Annotated in this window: 1 protein-coding gene; it reads left to right on the plus strand. The window is 33.3% G+C overall.

The features are described from left to right. The first annotated feature begins 54 nt into the window (after positions 1 to 54). Positions 55 to 231, plus strand: a complete 177-nt coding sequence (locus EAE89_RS23300; RefSeq protein WP_214086701.1) for a hypothetical protein — start codon at positions 55 to 57, stop codon at positions 229 to 231. The last annotated feature ends 42 nt before the right edge of the window (positions 232 to 273 follow it).

Here is a 273-nt window from a genome sequence, read left to right on the forward strand (position 1 = left end):
AGTAATATAATAAATAGAAAAACAGAAATCAGAACGCGTACGTGAAATGACTGGATGAAAAAAGAAATCAATGTCAAATTGCTACCAATAAAAAAAATAAAAAAAAAAAAAAATAAAAAAAAAAAAAAAATAAAAAAAAAAAAAAAAGATTTTATTTTTTTTTTTATGAGAGAGAGAGAGAGAGAGAGAGAGGCAGAGATACAGGCAGAGGGAGGAGCAGGCTCCGTCTAGGGGGGCGGGTGTGGGTCTTGCTCCCCCGATTCTAGCATTGTG

The sequence above is a fragment of the Photorhabdus heterorhabditis genome, assembly GCF_018448905.1.
Classification (GTDB): Bacteria; Pseudomonadota; Gammaproteobacteria; order Enterobacterales; family Enterobacteriaceae; genus Photorhabdus; species Photorhabdus heterorhabditis.

Bases quoted from the DNA above. Each gene is read 5' to 3' on its own strand.
- EAE89_RS23300 (WP_214086701.1), top strand. From the start codon at position 55: ATGAAAAAAGAAATCAATGTCAAATTGCTACCAATAAAAAAAATAAAA.